Origin of the sequence: Paraherbaspirillum soli (assembly GCF_042654985.1) — a bacterium.
Taxonomy (GTDB): Bacteria; Pseudomonadota; Gammaproteobacteria; order Burkholderiales; family Burkholderiaceae_D; genus Paraherbaspirillum; species Paraherbaspirillum soli.
Genome location: NZ_JBHSMT010000008.1, coordinates 368,479 through 383,082, shown reverse-complemented (window position 1 = coordinate 383,082; position 14,604 = coordinate 368,479). Strand labels below are relative to the sequence as shown.

The following is a 14,604-nucleotide window of genomic DNA, read 5'->3' as shown; positions in this document are numbered from 1 at the left end:
GCAGTAGATTGATTCGCAACATCAAAGAGAATAATTTTAGGAGTTAATATGCAACTCAACGCGTCTGAAATCAGCGAAGTGATCAAGAGCCGGATTCAAGGCCTTGGCGATACCGCTGAGATTCGCAATCAAGGCACGGTTATTTCCGTGTCCGACGGTATCTGCCGTATCTATGGTCTGTCTGACGTGATGCAAGGTGAGATGCTGGAATTCCCAGGCAATACCTTCGGCCTCGCGCTGAATCTGGAGCGTGACTCGGTCGGCGCCGTTATTTTGGGCGACTACGAGCACATTTCCGAAGGCGACACGGTTAAATGCACCGGCCGTATCCTGGAAGTGCCAATCGGCCCTGAACTGCGCGGCCGCGTAGTCAATGCACTGGGTCAGCCTATCGACGGCAAGGGCCCGATCAACGCCAAGTTGACCGCCCCGATCGAAAAAATCGCACCGGGCGTTATTGCCCGTCAATCAGTTTCCCAGCCAATGCAAACCGGCATCAAGTCGATCGACTCGATGGTGCCGATTGGCCGTGGTCAACGTGAATTGATCATCGGCGACCGTCAAACCGGTAAAACCGCCGTGGCGATTGATGCGATCATCAATCAAAAAGGCCAGGGCGTGACATGTATCTACGTCGCTATCGGTCAAAAAGCGTCGTCGATCAAGAACATCGTGCGTTCGCTGGAAGCACACAACGCGATGGAATACACCATCGTGGTCGCCGCCTCGGCTTCCGAATCGGCTGCGATGCAATACGTATCGGCCTACTCCGGCTGCGCCATGGGCGAATATTTCCGTGACCGCGGCGAAGACGCGCTGATCGTGTATGACGATCTGTCCAAGCAAGCTGTCGCGTATCGTCAAGTGTCGCTGCTGCTGCGCCGTCCACCAGGCCGTGAAGCTTATCCTGGCGACGTGTTCTACCTGCACAGCCGCCTGCTGGAACGCGCAGCGCGCGTCAACCCGGACTACGTCGAAGCCTTCACCAAAGGTGAAGTCAAGGGCAAGACCGGTTCGCTGACAGCATTGCCTATCATTGAAACTCAAGCTGGCGACGTTTCCGCTTTCGTTCCGACCAACGTGATTTCGATTACCGACGGTCAGATCTTCCTGGAAACTTCATTGTTCAACGCCGGTATCCGTCCTGCGATCAACGCCGGTATCTCGGTGTCGCGCGTCGGTGGCGCTGCTCAGACCAAGGTCATCAAAAACCTGTCCGGCGGTATCCGTACCGACTTGGCGCAGTATCGTGAGCTGGCCGCGTTTGCGCAGTTCGCTTCCGACCTCGACGAAGCGACCCGCAAGCAGCTGGACCGCGGCGCACGCGTGACCGAATTGCTGAAGCAAGCACAATACTCGCCGCTGTCGATTTCGCTGATGGCAGTGTCACTGTTCGCCGTCAACAAGGGTTTTGTGGACAGCATCGAAGTCAAGCAAGTGCTGGCATTCGAAAGCGGCCTGCACAACTTCATGAAGACCAGCCACGCAGCGTTGCTACAGAAGATCGAAGACAGCAAGCAACTCGACAAGGATGCTGAAGCAGCTCTGTCGGCTGCCGTCACCGACTTCAAGAAATCGTTCACGGCTTAATCTAACTGGAGCAAGGAGTGATCCTTAACAATTGCGGGACAAAGTTCAAGAGCCGTCGTAATGCGGCGAATGACTCGGTCCCCAACTAAGTAATGAGGAATACGCATGGCTACAGGTAAAGAGATACGTGGCAAGATCAAGAGCGTAGAAAATACGAAGAAGATCACCAAGGCGATGGAAATGGTCGCTGCGTCCAAAATGCGCAAGGCGCAAGACCGGATGCATGCGGCACGTCCCTACAGTGACAAGATTCGTAATATCGCCTCTAACTTGTCGCAAGCCAATCCGGAGTACACGCATCCGTTCATGGTCAAGCAGGACAAATCCAAGACGGTTGGTTTCATCGTTGTCACGACCGACAAGGGTCTGTGCGGCGGTATGAATACCAACTCCTTGCGTCTGCTGACCGGCAAGCTGCGTGAGTTGGAAACGCAAGGCAATAAGGTCGAAGCAGTCGCAATCGGCAACAAGGGTCTGGGTTTCCTGCATCGCATCGGCGCCAAGGTGGTGTCGCATGCAGTGCAACTGGGTGACACACCGCATCTGGACAAGCTGATCGGGCCAGTCAAAGTACTGCTCGACGCTTATCAAGAAGGTCGTCTGGACGCGGTCTACATCGTGTACACCAAGTTCATCAATACGATGAAACAGGAACCGATTCTGCATCAATTGCTGCCCTTGTCGAGCGATCGCCTGGAAGCCGACAAAGAAGGTGCCCATGCATGGGATTACATCTACGAGCCGGACGTCCAGAGCGTGATCGACGAGTTGCTGGTGCGTTATGTGGAAGCGCTGATTTACCAGGCTGTCGCCGAAAACATGGCGTCCGAGCAATCGGCGCGGATGGTGGCGATGAAGTCGGCTAGCGACAACGCAGGCAACGTGATCGGCGAGCTGAAACTGGTCTACAACAAGACCCGTCAAGCTGCGATTACCAAGGAATTGTCCGAGATCGTCGCGGGTGCGGCTGCTGTCTAGTCTAGCTAATTTATTGCGGGACAGAGTTTAAGAGCCGCCGTAGCGCGGCGAATTACTCTGTCCCCAACTGATCAAGCAAGACGTGTAAAGATCAAGCAGGACGTATAAATTGCATTGAAAAGTATTTGCGGGACAGAGACGACAAGCCGCAGCAGTGCGGCAAATCATCCGGCCCCCAACTGACTAAAACAGAATTTATTTTATATATTGAAGGAACGAACATGGCTGATGGCAAAATCGTTCAGTGTATCGGCGCTGTGGTGGACGTTGAATTTCCCCGCGACGCGATGCCTAAGATTTACGACGCCTTGAAGATGGAAGGCTCGGAACTGACGCTGGAAGTGCAACAGCAGCTTGGCGACGGCGTTGTCCGTACCATTGCGCTGGGTACCTCCGACGGTCTGCGCCGCGGCATGACGATCAAGAACACCGGCAAGCCAATCATGGTGCCGACCGGTAAGGCTACTCTGGGTCGCATTATGGACGTTCTGGGTAACCCGATCGACGAGTGCGGTCCGGTGAGCCACGAGCAAACTGCTTCGATTCACCGTAAAGCGCCTGCATACGACGAACTGTCGCCATCGCAGGAATTGCTGGAAACCGGCATCAAGGTTATTGACTTGGTTTGCCCGTTCGCCAAGGGCGGTAAAGTCGGTCTGTTCGGCGGCGCCGGTGTCGGTAAGACCGTCAACATGATGGAACTGATCAACAACATCGCTAAAGCACACAGCGGCTTGTCCGTGTTTGCCGGTGTCGGTGAGCGTACTCGTGAAGGTAACGACTTCTATCACGAAATGGCTGACGCCAAAGTGGTTGATCTGGAACACCCGGAAAAATCCAAGGTAGCCATGGTTTACGGTCAGATGAACGAACCGCCAGGCAACCGTCTGCGCGTGGCGTTGACCGGCCTGACCATCGCTGAAGGTTTCCGCGATGAAGGCAAAGACGTTCTGTTCTTCGTCGATAACATCTACCGTTACACACTGGCCGGTACTGAAGTATCCGCGCTGCTGGGCCGTATGCCTTCCGCGGTGGGTTACCAACCGACGCTGGCGGAAGAAATGGGCCGTCTGCAAGAGCGTATTACGTCGACCAAGACTGGTTCGATCACATCGATCCAAGCCGTTTATGTTCCAGCGGATGACTTGACCGACCCATCGCCTGCAACCACGTTTGCTCACTTGGATTCCACCGTTGTGTTGTCGCGTGATATCGCTTCGCTGGGTATCTATCCTGCGGTTGACCCGCTCGACTCGACTTCGCGTCAGCTCGATCCGCTGGTGGTTGGCCAAGAGCATTACGAAACTGCTCGTGCGGTTCAAGGCACTCTGCAACGCTACAAGGAATTGCGCGACATTATCGCGATTCTGGGCATGGACGAACTGGCGCCGGAAGACAAGCTGCTGGTTGCCCGTGCACGTAAGATGCAGCGTTTCCTGTCGCAGCCATTCCACGTTGCTGAAGTGTTTACCGGCTCGCCAGGTAAATACGTTTCGCTGAAGGATACGATCAAGGGCTTCAAGATGATCGCCAGCGGCGAACTCGATCACCTGCCGGAACAAGCGTTCTACATGGTCGGTACGATCGAAGAAGCAATCGAGAAAGCCAAGAAGATCGGCTAATCGGCAAGCGGCGCGGGATTTCGACATCCGCGCTGCAGCGCCGCCGCTGTGAGCTTGCCGACATGCGTACCGTCGGCGTTCACGGCGCCAGCTGCAACGCCGATTGCGTAAAGCCGGTACCGCTTCCCGGTCAGTGAACTCATGGAATAAAAGGATCTAACATGGCACAAACTATTCACGTTGATGTGGTCTCGGCGGAAGAGTTGATCTTCTCCGGCGAAGCCGAATTCGTCGCGTTGCCGGGCGAATCGGGCGAGCTGGGGATTTATCCTCGCCATACGCCGCTGATGACGCGCATCAAGCCGGGTGCTGTACGCATCAAGGTGGCGGGCCAGGCACAGGACGAATTCGTGTTCGTTGCCGGCGGTTTGCTCGAAGTGCAGCCGGACAACGTTACCGTGCTGGCCGACACCGCGATTCGCGGCGCCGACCTCGACGAAGCGAAGGCGACCGAAGCCAAACGTCTGGCCGAAGAAGCTTTGGCCAATAAGGACGCCGTGATTGATTACGCAAAAGCGCAGGCAGAATTGTCCGCCGCGATTGCGCAATTGGCCGCGATTCGGAGATTGCGTCACAAAGGGCACTAAGCCCGGCAGCAATGATGACAACAGAAAAGGGCAGCTTCGGCTGCCTTTTTTGTTGGCCGAACGGTTTTCAAACTGTGCCGAGGTTCTCGGATATATTTACGCTCATCTTGTCAGCACCCCACCCACCATCCGAGGTAAATATGTCTGCTGCATCGACGTCAAACACACTTTCCAAAAATCCGCTAATAGCAGTCGTGGGCTTGTCCCGCAAGCCGGATCGTCCCAGCTTCGAAGTCGCGAGTTATTTGCAAGAACACGGCTACCGCATCATCCCGGTCAATCCGATGTATGCCGGCACCGAGGTCCTGGGGGAGCGCTGCTATAGCGACCTGTTGCAGGCAAGCCAGGCGCTGGCTGTGGATAACTTGAAAATCGATATCGTCGACTGTTTTCGCAGGAGTGAAGACATTCCGCCTGTCGTCGATCAGGCGATAGCCATCGGCGCATCGTGCGTCTGGATGCAACTCGGCATCGTCAATGAGGCCGCCGCCGTCAAAGCACGCGCCGCTGGTCTACAGGTGGTGATGGATCACTGCATCAAGATCGAACACTCGCTGGGTAATTTTCATGGCGTGTTGTGAGCGCTGCAGCACCATAGCGCAATAAGCAGAACATCCACGACCGGAGAACGCAATGAAAGCCATCAAGCAATTTCGCGTCACCAAACAAACCAGGATCAAGGATCAGGACGCCGAACAAAAGCCGCTCTCCGGCGGCGACAAGACCAAGGACAAGGAGCAAGTAGCCGAACTGGCAGCCCAAATCGGCGTGCAGCAGGAAATCCTCTACGCCGGTCAGCAGCATAAATTGCTGGTGGTATTGCAGGGCATAGACACCAGCGGCAAGGATGGCACGGTGAACGGGGTGTTCAGCGGCGTCAATCCGCAAGGCATCCGCATCGTCAGCTTCAAGGCGCCCAGCAGCATCGAGCTGGCCCACGATTATCTGTGGCGGGTCCACCAGCAAGTCCCGCAAAAAGGCGAGATCGCGGTCTTCAACCGCAGTCACTACGAAGACGTACTGGTGACCCGGGTGCATGACTGGATCGACGACTCCGAATGCCAGCGCCGTTACGCCCAGATTTGCGACTTCGAACGGATGCTGGCCGAAACCGGCACCACCATTATCAAATGTCTGCTGCATATCTCGAAAGACGAACAGCGCAGCCGTTTGCAAGAGCGCATCGACGATCCAAGCAAGCACTGGAAATTCGACATGCAGGACCTGGAAGAACGCAAATACTGGGACGCTTATCAACAACTGTTCGGACAAGCGATGCAAGCCACCGATGCCGACCATGCGCCCTGGTACCTGATCCCGGCCAATTCCAAGACCCACCGCAACCTGGCGATTGCCAGCATCGTGCTGGAAACGTTGAACGATTTGAAGCTGGCGCTGCCAGAACCGAAGCCGGAGTTGAGCGGGCTGGTGATCAAATAGAAGGCTCTTTCAACATAAAAGATCGAAATGACGCAAAGGATTGTATTACTATCATTGGTTGCCCAAAGGAAAATAAAGGAGACTTGAAGTGCGTCGCTGGTTGCCCGAACTGATTGCATTGCCGTTGTTGCCATGGTTGATTGTGCAAGGCCGTCGCACGCGCCGGATCACGCCGCGCTTGCCTGAAGCAATGGGGCCGACCATCGGCCAGGCGCAGGTCACCCAGGGCGGCGCCGACGAACCGCAACGGCCGCTGCAGTTGCTGACCATCGGCGAATCGCCGGTCGCCGGGGTCGGCGTCGCTACCCACTACGAGGCGATCACCGGCCAGTTCGCAGCGGCGCTGGCGGTGCGGCTGGGGCGTCCGGTGACGTGGCAGGCGGTCGGCCAGAACGGCGCGACCCTGAGCATGGCGCTCAAGAGCATGCTGCCGCAAACGCCGACCCAGAAAGTCGACATCGCGCTGATCGCATTTGGGGTCAATGACACCACCGCCTTCCGCTCCTGCCGGCGCTATCGGGCCGAATTGCTGCAACTGATACAGGACTTGCAGGCGCGCGCCTCGCCCGGCTTGATCGTGGTTTCCGGGGTGCCGCCGATCCATGCTTTTCCGGCGTTGCCGCAGCCGCTGCGTTATGTGCTCGGCTTGAAAGGCAAGGCGCTGGATGAAACCGCGGAGCGTTTGATCGCCACCTTGCCGCGCGAAGCGAAACGCCTGCGCGTGATGCGGGTGCCGATGCTGATCGATATCAACGACCAAACACTGATGGCATCGGATGGCTATCATCCGTCGGCCAACGGCGTCGCGCTATGGGCGCGGCAGCTGGCAACGGCGGTGGCTGCGCAACTGCACGCGGGCAAGAAAAGCAAGCAGGCGAAGAAGTCCGTCACCCTGGTTTAGCAGCCTGTCGCAATCAACATCTCCAATGCGCCTTGATAATGTTCGCCAGCCGGTCGAATGCGGGGCCGATCTGTTCATTCGGCACGCAGGCATAACCCAGCAGCAAACCATTGTGTGCCGAATCCGCGCTCATGTAATAGCGCGACAATGGCCTTGCCACGATGCCGGCCGCACGCGCGGCGCGGCTGATGGCGAGGTCGTCGCATTGTGCCGGCAAGCCTAGCGTCAGATGCAGGCCGGCTTCGCCGCCGGTCAGCGTGATGCGCTCATCGAAGTGATGCGCGATGGCGGCTTGCAACAGTTGCAGGCGCTCCGCATACAGCAGCCGCATGCGTCGGATATGCGAAGCAAAATGACCTTCGCTCATGAAGTCGGCCATGATCGCCTGCATGAATACCTGGCTGCCGCGATACAGTTCGGAGACGCCGGTGGCAAACGCGCCGGCCAGTGCTTCCGGCACCACCAGAAAACCGATCCGCAAACCGGGAAACATGGTCTTGCTGAAGGTGCCCATGTACAGCACGCGCTCATGTCTATCCATACCTTGCAACGATGCCAGCGGCCGGCTGCCGTAACGGAACTCGCTGTCGTAATCGTCTTCGATGATCCAGACTTTGCGGCTCGCCGCATACTCCAGCAGCATGCGCCGCCGCGACAGGCTCATCACCATCCCGAGCGGATATTGATGCGACGGCGAGGCGCAGATAAAGCGCGGCGGCTGCAGCAAATCGGCCTGGCGCATGCGCATCCCTTCGGCATCCACCGGAATCGCCACCGGCTTGATGCCAAGCGAGTTGAGCACGCTGCGGGTGCCCCAGTAGCAAGGATCTTCGACCCAGGCGCTATCGCCGTGTTCGCCCAGCAGCTTGACCACGATATCCAGCGATTGATGGATGCCGGTGGTAATGATCACCTGAGCGGCATTGCAGTTGACCGAGCGCGCCATGCGCAGATAGTCGGCCACCGCCGCGCGCAGCGGCAGGTAGCCGCCGGCATCGCCGTACGTCAGCAGCTCGGGGCGTGAGCGGCGCCAGTGCTTGTTTTGCAAGCGGCTCCAGATCTTGTGCGGGAACAGCGTCACGTCCGGCACGCCGGGCATGAACGCGCCCCATTGCAAATCGCTGACCCCGGCTTGCTGGATTAATTGCGCGCCTTGCGCCGACAGTTCGGACTCGCCGCTCGGATCGGTCAGCGGCGGCTGGTTTGACCCGAGCTCGGGAATCCGGTCCGGCGTGGTGTCGGCAATGAAGGTGCCGGCGCCGGTGCGGGTCTCCAGATAGCCTTCGGCAATCAATTGTTCGTAAGCGTAAGTCGCCGTGTTGCGCGAGATGCCCAACTCGCGCGCCAGATCGCGCGATGACGGCAATTGCCAGCCCGCCGGCAGAAGCTGCGACAGGATGGCTTCGCGGATGGCCTGATAAATCTGGCGGTTGAGAGGCGTACCGCCGGCGCCGCGCTCGATGCGCATCAGCAAAAAGTCGGTCAGCGAAGCGATGCGCAAAGTGGCTCCATCAGAAAATTGAAATTGGCTCTATATTCTAGAGCCACGACGGCCGTAGTATTGCAAAGCGAATAACAAATACTACGGAGCCAATATGAAAAACGACGGGGTTCAGGCAATCCAGGCCACCGCATCAACTCTCGCCAATCTCAGCAACGCCGAACTGCAGCAACGAAAAAACGCGGCGACTCCGCGCGGCGTCGGCGTCATGTGCGACTTCTACGCATCGCACGCGTTGAACGCGGAAATCTGGGACGTCGAAGGCCGTCGGTATATCGATTTCGCGGCCGGCATCGCCGTCCTGAATACCGGCCACCGCCATCCGAAGCTGGTGGCCGCGATCCAGCAGCAACTCGGCAAATTCACCCATACTGCGTATCAGATCGTGCCGTACGCCGGCTATGTCGAACTGGCGGAGCGCATCAACGCCGTTACGCCGGGCAGCCATGCCAAGAAGACCGCGTTCTTTTCCACCGGCGCCGAGGCGGTCGAAAATGCGGTCAAGATTGCCCGCGCCGCGACCGGCCGCACCGCCGTCATCGCGTTCTCCGGGGCGTTCCACGGCCGCACCATGATGGGCATGGCGCTGACCGGCAAAGTGGTGCCGTACAAGGTCGGTTTCGGACCGTTCCCGAGCGAGGTGTATCACGCGCCGTTCCCGGTCGCGCTGCATGGCGTCAGCAGCGACGCCGCGCTGGCCGCGTTGCAATCGCTGTTCAAAGCCGATGTCGATCCGCAGCGGGTGGCGGCGATCATCCTGGAACCGGTGCAAGGCGAGGGCGGCTTTTATGCGGCCCCGTTCGAGTTCATGCAGGCCTTGCGCAAGCTGTGCGACGAGCAGGGCATTTTGCTGATCGTGGATGAAGTGCAAACCGGTTTCGCCCGCACCGGCAAGCTGTTCGCTATCGAACATTACGCGGTGATTCCCGACCTGATGACGATGGCCAAGAGCCTGGCCGGCGGCATGCCGCTGTCGGCCGTGTGCGGACGGGCCGAGATCATGGATGCGGCAGCGCCCGGCGGTCTTGGCGGCACCTATGCCGGCAATCCGCTGGCAGTGGCGTCGGCGTTGGCGGTGCTGGATGTGATCGAAGAAGAACAGCTGGTCGAGCGCGCCAACCTGCTCGGTAAAAAGCTGAAGCACGCGCTGGAAAGCCTGCGCGACGAGGTACCGCAGATTGCCGAGATACGCGGCCTGGGCGCGATGGTCGCGCTTGAATTCATGCGACCGGGCACGCGTCAGGCGGATCCCGACTTTGCCAGGCGGGTGCAGGCCGAGGCGCTGAACAACGGCTTGCTCTTGCTGACTTGCGGGGTCTACGGCAATGCCATCCGCTTCTTGTTTCCGTTGACCATCGAGGATGGCTTGATGGACGAGGCGCTGGGCATTCTGCGGGCGGCGATGAAAACCGTCGCCGCGGCTTCCGCCTCGACCTGAGAGCCGCCGCCATTCCATCTTTGGCAGGAGATCAAGTTGAAACAAGAAAACATCGCCGCCCATTGCGCACTTGGTGCGGCTAATACCAGCGACGCACTGGTGCAGTTTTCCCACGTCAAGAAAACCTATGACGGCGAGAACCTGGTCGTCAAAGACCTGAATCTGGAGATCAGGCGCGGCGAGTTCCTGACCTTGTTGGGCCCATCCGGCTCCGGCAAGACCACCTGCCTGATGATGCTGGCCGGCTTCGAGTTTCCGACCGGCGGCGAAATCCGGCTGGACGGCCAGTTGCTTAACAAGGTGCCGCCGCACCGGCGCAACATCGGCATGGTGTTCCAGAATTACGCGCTGTTTCCGCACATGACGGTGGCGCAGAACGTCGCCTATCCATTGCGGGTGCGCCGCATCCATCGCGGCCGGCGTGCCGACCGGGTCAGGCAGGCGCTCGACATGGTCCAGATGGGCAAGTTCGGCGATCGTTATCCGGCCCAGCTGTCCGGCGGCCAGCAGCAGCGCATCGCACTGGCGCGGGCATTGGTGTTCGATCCCAAACTGGTGTTGATGGATGAACCGTTGGGCGCGCTTGACAAACAGTTGCGCGAGCACATGCAGCTCGAACTGAAAGCCCTGCATCAACGGCTCGGCGTCACCTTTGTCTACGTCACCCATGATCAAAGCGAAGCGCTGACCATGTCGGACCGGGTGGCCGTGTTCGACCAGGGCATCATCCAGCAACTGGCGGCGGTCGATCGCCTGTACGAATATCCCGACAATCAATTCGTCGCCGGTTTTATCGGCGACAACAACCGCTTGCACGGCGTGCTCGCAACTACCGACGGCGAATCCGGAACCTTGCGTCTGCCGCACGGCGCCGTACTGACCGGGGTCAATGCCAACCGCGCCAGCGTCAATCAGGCGGTGGTCGGCTGCATTCGGCCGGAGCGGATTCAGCTGATGCAGAGCGACAACGCCGCGCCCGATGCGCTGCGCGCCAAGGTCGGCAGCCTGATCTATTTTGGCGATCACGTGCGGGTGCGCTGCGCGATACCGCAGCAGGACGACTGCTTCGTCAAATTGCGTTTGAACGACCAGGCACTGGCCGGATTACAGGAAGGGGCACAGGTGGCACTGGATATCAAACCAGACCACTTGCGCATTTTTATTTGAAACGCTCTCAACTGCCAGCCCTGCCAGTTATAAAACTACGAGGAGACGTAATGAGGAAAATTCTCAAACCAGTACTGGCCAGTGCCGCATTGTCGATTGCCGCGGTTGGCATGGCGCAGGCGGCGGCGCTGACGATAGTCAATTACGGCGGCGCTAACGGCGCGGCGCAAAAAAGCGCGTATATCCGGCCGTTCGCCAAGGCCAGCGGCGACCAGATGACGGTGGTGGAATTCAACGGCGAGCTGGCCAAGCTCAAGGCCATGGTCGAATCCGGGAAGGTCAGTTGGGATGTGGTCGAAGTCGATGCCGGCGAGATCGGCCGCGCTTGCGAGGAAGGGCTGCTGGAAAAAATCGACTTCAAAAAAATCGGCAACAAAACCGATTTCCTGCCGGCGGCACTCCATGAGTGCGGGGTCGGCGCTTTCGTCTGGTCGACAGTGCTGGCCTACGATGCCGACAAGCTGAAAATCGCGCCGAAGACCTGGGCCGATTTTTGGGACGTCAAAAAATTTCCCGGCAAACGGGCCATGAAGAAGGGCGCGCTGCACACGCTGGAATTCGCCTTGATGGCCGACGGCGTGGCGCCGGCGGACGTGTACAAGGTGCTAGGCACCAAGGCTGGCGCCGATCGCGCCTTCAACAAGCTGGACGCGTTGAAGCCGCATATCCAATGGTGGGAAGCCGGCGCCCAGCCGCCGCAATTCCTGGTGGCCGGCGACGTGGTCATGTCGACCGCCTATAACGGCCGGATCGACTCGGCGCAGCGCGAAGGCAAGAACCTGAAGGTGAGCTGGAGCGGCAGTATTTACAACCTCGATTACTGGGTGATTCCGAAGGGGACGCCGAACAAGGCGCAAGCCGAAAAATTCATCGCTTTCGCCAGCACCCCGGACTCGCAAAAGAATTACGCCAGTACCATCTCTTACGGCCCGGTCAACAACAATGCGCTGAAACTGCTGGATGCCAAAACGCTGGCGAACTTGCCGACCTCCACAGCCAATGCCAGGGATGCGCTGCAACTGAGCTTGCCGTTCTGGGCCGATCATGGCGAGGAGTTGGAACAGCGGTTTGCTGCGTGGGCTGCAAGGTAGCAACACCGTTCGGAATTTGTAGGTCGGAAAAGCGCAGCGCCTTCCGACGTAATGGCGGTACAAATTTCGCCGACTATTTGGCGTCGGATACGTCGGAAGACGCTGCGCTTTTCCGACCTACTTCTTGATGACAATTGAATTTTTTTTGGTAACTCCAGACCCCATGACTACCATTGCGTCCGCCGCCGGCATCAACCCCGTTTCAACGCTAAAGCGCGAACTGCATCAGGCACTATTTCGCAAACGCGCCGCCGCACTGGCGCTGATCGCGCCGCTGGCGATTTTTTTGCTGCTGACTTTCCTGGCGCCGATTGCGTTGCTGCTCAAGCGTGCGGTGGAAAATCCTGAAGTCACGCGCACGCTGCCGCGCACCGTGACCGCACTGGCCGGCTGGGATCGCCGCAGCGCGCCGCCGGATGCGGCATATGCGGCGCTGGCGGTGGATTTGCTGAAAGCCAAAGAAGGTAGCTCGGCCGGTGCGCTGGCGCGCCGTTTGAATGCGGAAATCTCCGACGCGCGTTCGATCATCATGAAGACCGCGCGTGCGCTGCCGCTGACTACTGACGACGGCCAGCAACTGCCAGCCGTGCAGATCAAACCAGCGCTGATCGAGCTGGACCCGCAGTGGGGCGAGCCGGCGCTGTGGCAGGCGATCGCCAAGAACGCCGCGCCTTATTCCTCGTATTACTTGCTGGCCGCGCTCGACTTCAAGCAGGACGCATTCGGCCGTATCGAACGGGTCGACGCCTATGCATCGGTCTATCAAAAGATTTTCGGCCGCACTTTCTGGATGAGTCTGGTGGCGACCCTGGCCTGTCTGACGATCGCTTATCCGCTGGCCTACTGGCTGTCCACCATGTCGGAACGGCGCGCCAACCTGTGCATGATCCTGGTGCTGATCCCGTTCTGGACCTCGGTGCTGGTGCGGGTCGCGGCCTGGATCGTGTTGCTGCAATCGGAAGGGCTGGTCAACAAGGGATTGATGGCCAGCGGACTGACCCAGGCGCCACTGGAACTGCTGTTCAACCGCAGCGGCGTCTATATCGCGATGACCCACATCATGCTGCCGTTCATGATCCTGCCGCTGTATAGCGTGATGAAAGCGATTCCGCCGACCTATTTGCGGGCCGCGGTGTCGCTCGGCAGCCATCCGTTTGCCGCGTTCTGGCGGGTCTATGTGCCGCAAACCTGTCCCGGGATAGCGGCCGGCGCGTTGCTGGTATTTATTCTGTCGGTCGGCTACTACATCACGCCGGCGCTGCTGGGCGGGCCGAACGAACAGATGGTCAGTTATTACATCGCCTATTTCACCAACGTCACGATCAACTGGGGCATGGCATGCGCGCTCGGGGCCTTGCTGTTCGCCGCGACGCTGGTGCTGTATGCGCTGTATCGCCGCTTTAGCAAACTCGATGTGAGCATGGTCTAGGTCATGAAGATGATGAAAATATTTCCGCGGTTCCCGCCTTATGTCTCGTTGATCGAGCGCGTCTGGTTTTTCTTTGCGCGCGGCTTCAATCTGCTGGCGTTGCTGTTCCTGTTGCTGCCTATCCTGGTGATCGTCCCTTTGTCGTTCAGCGACAGCACCTTTCTGGTCTATCCGATCCAGGGCTTCTCGTTGCGCTGGTATCAGAACCTGTTGCATTCGGATGCGTGGATCAATGCCGCCAAAAACAGTTTTATCGTCGCGCCGCTGGCAACGCTGCTGGCAACCGTGCTCGGCACCCTGGCGGCGGTCGGCTTGAATAAAGCAGATTTTCGCGGCAAGGGTGTGCTGATGGCTGTGCTGATCTCGCCGATGGTGGTGCCGGTGGTGGTGGTCGGAGTCGGCGTGTACTTGTTCTTCGCCCGGATCGGCTTGGCCGACAGTTACACCGGCCTGATCCTGGCGCACGCCGCGCTGGGTGCGCCGTTCGTGGTGACTACGGTGTTGGCGACGCTGCAGGGATTCAACCACAACCTGGTGCGCGCCAGCCTCAGCCTGGGGGCCGGACCGTTGGCGACTTTCTTCCGGATTACCTTGCCGGTGATTGCGCCGGGTTTGATTTCAGGCGCGTTGTTCGCGTTTGCCACCTCGTTCGACGATGTGGTGGTGACTTTGTTTGTCGCCGGTCCCGGGCAAGCCACCTTGCCGCGTCAGATGTTCACCGGCATCAAGGAAAATATCAGTCCGACGATTGCCGCGCTGGCCACCATCCTGATCGTGTTTTCCACCTGTCTGCTGCTGGCATTGGAATGGATACGCGGCCGCAACAAGGCGCTCGCCAGCATATAGAGATAGCATTCAGA

General features: G+C 58.8%; 13 protein-coding genes. 12 read left to right on the top strand and 1 reads right to left on the bottom strand.

Features of this window, described 5'->3' with window-relative positions; translation table 11 throughout:
* The first annotated feature begins 48 nt into the window (after positions 1–48).
* The 7 genes from atpA to ACFPM8_RS04500 all read left to right on the top strand — a co-directional run bounded on the left by atpA (position 49) and on the right by ACFPM8_RS04500 (position 7,118).
* Positions 49–1,590: a F0F1 ATP synthase subunit alpha gene (gene atpA, locus ACFPM8_RS04530; protein ID WP_378995394.1), complete on the top strand. Its 1,542-nt coding sequence runs from the start codon at positions 49–51 to the stop codon at positions 1,588–1,590.
* A gap of 105 nt (positions 1,591–1,695) precedes the next feature.
* Positions 1,696–2,568: a F0F1 ATP synthase subunit gamma gene (gene atpG / locus ACFPM8_RS04525; RefSeq protein WP_378995392.1), complete on the top strand. Its 873-nt coding sequence runs from the start codon at positions 1,696–1,698 to the stop codon at positions 2,566–2,568.
* A 221-nt stretch (positions 2,569–2,789) separates the two neighbouring features.
* On the top strand, positions 2,790–4,190 hold the full coding sequence (atpD, locus tag ACFPM8_RS04520; RefSeq protein ID WP_378995390.1) for a F0F1 ATP synthase subunit beta: 1,401 nt from the start codon (positions 2,790–2,792) through the stop codon (positions 4,188–4,190).
* Between the two features lie 161 nt (positions 4,191–4,351).
* Complete coding sequence (locus tag ACFPM8_RS04515; protein ID WP_378995389.1) at positions 4,352–4,777, top strand: F0F1 ATP synthase subunit epsilon; 426 nt, start codon at positions 4,352–4,354, stop codon at positions 4,775–4,777.
* A 140-nt stretch (positions 4,778–4,917) separates the two neighbouring features.
* Entirely contained in the window at positions 4,918–5,358 is a 441-nt protein-coding gene (locus ACFPM8_RS04510) for a CoA-binding protein (RefSeq protein WP_378995387.1), read from the top strand.
* 52 nt (positions 5,359–5,410) lie between these two features.
* Positions 5,411–6,217: a polyphosphate kinase 2 family protein gene (locus tag ACFPM8_RS04505; protein WP_378995385.1), complete on the top strand. Its 807-nt coding sequence runs from the start codon at positions 5,411–5,413 to the stop codon at positions 6,215–6,217.
* A gap of 88 nt (positions 6,218–6,305) precedes the next feature.
* Positions 6,306–7,118, top strand: a complete 813-nt coding sequence (locus ACFPM8_RS04500) for an SGNH/GDSL hydrolase family protein (protein ID WP_378995383.1) — start codon at positions 6,306–6,308, stop codon at positions 7,116–7,118.
* Between the two features lie 13 nt (positions 7,119–7,131).
* On the opposite strand, the gene pdxR is transcribed toward ACFPM8_RS04500, so the two are convergent.
* Positions 7,132–8,619: a MocR-like pyridoxine biosynthesis transcription factor PdxR gene (gene pdxR, locus ACFPM8_RS04495; protein WP_378995381.1), complete on the bottom strand. Its 1,488-nt coding sequence runs from the start codon at positions 8,617–8,619 to the stop codon at positions 7,132–7,134.
* Between the two features lie 94 nt (positions 8,620–8,713).
* Here pdxR and gabT point away from each other — a divergent pair, with 94 nt between their 5' ends.
* The 5 genes from gabT (at position 8,714) to ACFPM8_RS04470 (ending at position 14,590) form a co-directional block, all read left to right on the top strand.
* The gene (gene gabT / locus ACFPM8_RS04490; RefSeq protein ID WP_378995379.1) at positions 8,714–10,057 is read left to right on the top strand and encodes a 4-aminobutyrate--2-oxoglutarate transaminase; all 1,344 of its coding nucleotides are present in this window, start codon (positions 8,714–8,716) and stop codon (positions 10,055–10,057) included.
* 36 nt (positions 10,058–10,093) lie between these two features.
* Positions 10,094–11,224 (top strand): ABC transporter ATP-binding protein, encoded by a 1,131-nt coding sequence (locus ACFPM8_RS04485; protein ID WP_378995377.1) that lies wholly within the window; start codon positions 10,094–10,096, stop codon positions 11,222–11,224.
* Positions 11,225–11,274: 50 nt separating this feature from the next.
* Positions 11,275–12,315: an ABC transporter substrate-binding protein gene (locus tag ACFPM8_RS04480; protein WP_378995375.1), complete on the top strand. Its 1,041-nt coding sequence runs from the start codon at positions 11,275–11,277 to the stop codon at positions 12,313–12,315.
* 163 nt (positions 12,316–12,478) lie between these two features.
* Positions 12,479–13,744: an ABC transporter permease gene (locus tag ACFPM8_RS04475; protein ID WP_378995373.1), complete on the top strand. Its 1,266-nt coding sequence runs from the start codon at positions 12,479–12,481 to the stop codon at positions 13,742–13,744.
* Between the two features lie 12 nt (positions 13,745–13,756).
* A complete protein-coding gene (locus ACFPM8_RS04470; protein ID WP_378995737.1) occupies positions 13,757–14,590 on the top strand; it encodes an ABC transporter permease in 834 nt (277 codons plus the stop codon).
* Positions 14,591–14,604: the final 14 nt, after the last annotated feature.